Annotated in this window: 4 protein-coding genes and 1 pseudogene; 3 read left to right on the plus strand and 2 right to left on the minus strand. The window is 73.0% G+C overall.

Annotated features, from left to right (window positions below; translation table 11 throughout):
* A pseudogene (locus KVT14_RS19765) lies at nucleotides 1-230 on the minus strand (hypothetical protein); the annotation flags it as partial.
* Complete coding sequence (locus KVT14_RS19770; RefSeq protein ID WP_308161182.1) at nucleotides 227-1,237, minus strand: LacI family DNA-binding transcriptional regulator; 1,011 nt, start codon at nucleotides 1,235-1,237, stop codon at nucleotides 227-229. The pseudogene KVT14_RS19765 and the gene KVT14_RS19770, both read right to left, overlap by 4 nt.
* A gap of 167 nt (nucleotides 1,238-1,404) precedes the next feature.
* Here KVT14_RS19770 and KVT14_RS19775 point away from each other — a divergent pair, with 167 nt between their 5' ends.
* The 3 genes from KVT14_RS19775 to KVT14_RS19785 form a co-directional block, all read left to right on the plus strand.
* Entirely contained in the window at nucleotides 1,405-2,691 is a 1,287-nt protein-coding gene (locus KVT14_RS19775; protein ID WP_217617227.1) for an ABC transporter substrate-binding protein, read from the plus strand.
* 27 nt (nucleotides 2,692-2,718) lie between these two features.
* Complete coding sequence (locus KVT14_RS19780; RefSeq protein ID WP_217617228.1) at nucleotides 2,719-3,636, plus strand: carbohydrate ABC transporter permease; 918 nt, start codon at nucleotides 2,719-2,721, stop codon at nucleotides 3,634-3,636.
* A 20-nt stretch (nucleotides 3,637-3,656) separates the two neighbouring features.
* Nucleotides 3,657-4,270: carbohydrate ABC transporter permease (locus tag KVT14_RS19785; protein WP_217617229.1), on the plus strand; the 614-nt coding region annotated here is incomplete at its 3' end.

Genomic DNA, 4,270 nt, shown 5'->3' on the forward strand with positions numbered 1-4,270 from the left:
GCGGCGACCAGGGCGCCGTCGTCCAGCGCGCGGTGCGGGATGAGGGTGGGGTTGGGCTGCAGCACGGGCCAGAGCGGGACCGCGCGGACGTGGGGGCCGCCGAGGCCGGCGATCGCCTCGAGGTCGCGCCGCACCACGTCGGCGTCGACGGCGTGCCACTGGAACATCCAGTCCTGGCACCGGGTGTAGTTGACGCCGAAGCGGGGCACGCGCGGGTCGGTCGGGGTCACGGGGCTTCCTCTCGGTGCTGCGGGGGCACGGCGGCCGTCGAGTCGCGGACGACCAGGCGGCGACCGCTGACGGTCTCGGAGCCGGCGGGCTCGCCGCGCACGAGGCGCGCGAGCAGCGCGACGGCGGTGCGCGCGCTCTCCTCCACCGGGGCGTCGAACGCGGTGAGCCGCGGCCGGACCAGCGTCGACACCCAGGAGTCCTCCCAGGCGACGACGGACAGCTGCGCGGGGACGGCGACGCCCACCTCGGGGGCGTGCGCGACGATCTCCGCGGCGATCGACTCCGAGTCGACGACGATCGCGGTGGCGCCGCCCAGCCGGCCGAGCAGGTCGGCGACGGGGTCGTCGGCGTCGGGGTGCCAGGCCAGCGTCGACGCCGCGACCCCGCGCTCGGCGGCGGCGCGCGCGAACCGCTCGTCGCGGGCGCGGGTGTGCGCCAGTCCCGGGGCGTCGGTGACGCGGGCGACGGCGCGGTGGCCTAGGTCGGCGAGGTGCCCGACGACGGTGGCGAAGGCGGACTCGTCGCCGACCGTCACCGCCGGCACCCGGTCGTCGACGGGGGCGCCGAGCAGGACCGCGGGGGTGCCGAGCTGCTCGACCAGCCCCAGGCGGGGGTCGTCCTCGCGCACGTCGACGAGCAGGAACGCGTCGACCCGCTGCTCGGACCACCACTGCCGGTAGACCTGCTCCTCCTCGTCCGCCCGGACGAGGGTCAGCGACAGCGACCAGCCGATGCCGGCGAGCGGCTCGGTCAGCCCGGCGAGCAGGCGCATGAAGAACGGGTCCCGGCCGAAGGTGCCGCTGGCGCGGGCGATGACCAGCCCGAGGCTGCGGCCGCCCTGGCCGGAGACCTTCCGGCTCGCGTAGTTGGGGCGCCAGCTCAGCTCGTCCGCCGCCGCCCGGATGCGCGCGGCGGTCGCCTCGGAGACGTTGGGGCGTCCGTTGAAGGCGTGGGACACCGCCGAGGTGGACACCCCGGCGCGGCGGGCCACGTCGGCGATCGTCACGCGTTTCGGTTGCGTTGCAGTCATGGTGCAGCCGAGGTTACGGGGGTTGACCGTCGCCTGTAAAGCGGTATACGTTCCTCGCCAATCGCAGATGTATACCGCTATACACGACGCGGCGGAGGCATTCTCGCTCCGCCTCCCGACGCACCGCAGCCTCAGGAGGACCAGTGACCGAAGGCGTCAGCAGGCGCACCGTCTTGAAGGCCGCGATCGGCGGCGGCGTCCTCGCGCCGCTGCTGTCCGCGTGCGGCGCGCTGACCCCCGCCTCGAGCGGCCCCCGGTCGATCTCGGTGCACACCCAGCTCAGCGGCGCCGTCGCCGGCGCGCAGGTGTTCGCCCAGGTCGTCGCCGACTACCAGCGGCGCACCGGTCGGACCGTGGCGCAGCTCAAGAACGGCTCGGACCTGCCCATCGTGTTCGAGACCAGCACGCTCGCCGGCAAGGAGGCCGACGTCGCCGTGGTCAACATGATGGGCCGCACCCTCGGCTGGACCGGCGCCGGCGCCACGATCCCGGTGGAGGACCTGCTCGACGCCTGGGGCCTGCGGGACACGATCATCCCCGAGGCCGTGCAGGAGTGGACCGACGAGGACGGGCACCTCCGGGCGTTCCCGTTCACCCGGACCAACTGGACGGTGTCGTTCAACACCGCGCTGCTCGAGGAGGCCGGCGTCGGCATCCCGACCACCTCCGACGAGCTGATCGCGGCCGCGGACGCCCTGCGGTCGAAGGGCATCGGGCCGGTGACGGTCGGCGGCTCGGACTGGAGCGGCCAGAAGCTGTTCCTGCAGATCCTCCAGGGGTTCGTGACGCAGCAGGAGGCGCGCACCGTCTTCTCGACCGGGAGGCTGTCGGAGAGCCCGGGCGCGATCGCCGGGGTCCGGCACTTCGTGGAGCTGCGGGACGCGGGCGTGTTCGTCGACGACGTCCAGGGCTTCACCTCGGACTCGGAGCTCACGCAGTTCAACACCCGCAAGGCCGCCGTCGTCCCCGCGATGTCGTCGGCCCTGGCGCTGGTGCCCGCCGAGCGGGCGGCCGAGGTCACCGTCGGCGGCTGGCCCGTGCCGTCGGGCGGCGGCGTGATCGAGCGGCCCAGCGTGATCCGCTCGTTCAACGGGCACGGCATCTGGATCAGCGAGAACGGCCGGGAGAAGCTCGACCTCATCGAGCCGTTCGTCAAGGAGCTCTACTCCGACGCCGTCACCGACGCGTTCATCCTCGGCTCCGGCCGGGACATGAACCGGGTCACCGACACCGTCAGCCAGGACTTCCCCCTGGTCGCGCAGGCGTCGCGCCTCACCGACGAGGACGTCACGCCCGTCATGCTCCCCGACCTGCTCATCCCCGACTCCGTGTTCGAGCCGATGATCCGCGTGACCGCGATGGCCTACGGGTCCGCGGGCGCCGACCAGATCGTCGACGCCTTCGAGAAGTCCTACGCCTCGGCGGCCTGACCGCCGGCGCCCGGAAGGGATCCTCCCATGACCGCAGTCGTCGACGCCGTCCGCACCGCGCCGCCCGGCTCCCCCGCACCCGCCCGCCGCCGCGGCGGCCGCACGCTCCGCGACCGGTTCCCGGGCCTCGCCCTGCCCGCCCTGGTCTGGTACGCGGTGTTCATGATCGGCCCGGTGGTGGCGATGCTGGTCATCGCCTTCCTGTCCTGGCCGGGCATGCTCGTCACGCCGTCCTGGACCGGGCTGGACAACTTCCGCGCTGTGTTCGCCGACGCGACCTTCTGGGCCGCGGTGCAGAACTCCGCCGTCCAGTTCGTCGTCGGGCTGCCGATCATGATCGTGCTGGCGTTCTACGTAGTGCAGAAGCCCCGGGGCGACCAGGTGCCCCGGTACCTGCTGTTCATCCCCGCGCAGATCTCCGCGCCGGCCACCGCCATGGTGTTCTACGCGATGCTCAACCCCGACGGCCTGGTCAACGGCGTGCTCCGGCCGCTCGGCCTGGAGGGCACCGCCTGGCTCGCCGACCCCGCCACCGCGCTGGGCGCGATCATCGCCGTCGAGCTGTGGAGCGGCATCGGCTACTCCGCCGTGCTCATCGCGGCCCGCCTCGACGGCGTCGACGGCGAGGACGTCCAGGCCGCGCGCATCGACGGCGCCGGCGACTGGCGGATCGCGTGGCAGATGTACTGGCCCATCGCCCGGGAGTTCATCGGCGTCGTCACGATGCTGCAGTTCCTGTCGATGCTGTTCAACTCCGCGCAGAACGTGCTGCTGCTGACCCAGGGCGGCCCCGGGACGCCGACGACGACGCTCGCGTACCTCATCTACCAGAAGGCCTTCGTGGAGGCGGACCTCGGCTACAGCCAGGCGGGCGGCGTGATCCTCTTCGTCCTCGGCCTCGTGGGCATGGGCGCGATCCGCCGCGTGCTGCGCGCCACCCACTGACCTCGCTGAAGGAGACCGCCATGGCCCGGCGCCCCGCCACCCTCCCCCTGCGTGAGCGCATCGGCTCGATCACGAGCGGCACGCTCGCGTGGCTCTACGCCGCCCTGCTGCTCGTCCCGCTGTTCTACTTCGTCGTCTCCGCGTTCAAGACGAACGAGCAGATCTTCGAGCAGCCGCTCGCGCTCCCCACCTCGTGGGACCTGTCGAACTTCACGACCGCGATCCGGCAGGCCGACCTCGGCCTCGCCGTCGCCAACTCGGCGATCACGACGGTCGCCGCCCTCGCCCTCACGTTGCTGCTCGCGCTGCCGGCGTCGTTCGCGCTGGCCCGGTCCCGCGGCCGCGCCGGCCGGGTGGTCGAGGGCGTGTTCGCGCTCGGCTTCCTCATCCCGTCGTCCGCCGCGCTGTTCCCGACCTTCCTGCTGGCGGCGGCGCTCGGGCTGTTCCACACCCGGACCTTCGTCGTCTTCCTGCTGCCCGCCACGGCGCTGCCGCTGTCGGTCGTCATCCTCACGTCGTTCATGCGGACCATCCCGCGGGAGCACGAGGAGGCCGCCTCCATGGACGGCGCGTCCTCGCTCCAGGTGCTCCGCCAGGTCTACCTGCCCATCTGCGTGCCGGGCATCGCGACCGT

Source organism: Cellulomonas sp. GbtcB1 (assembly GCF_019091725.1).
Lineage (GTDB): Bacteria > Actinomycetota > Actinomycetes > Actinomycetales > Cellulomonadaceae > Cellulomonas.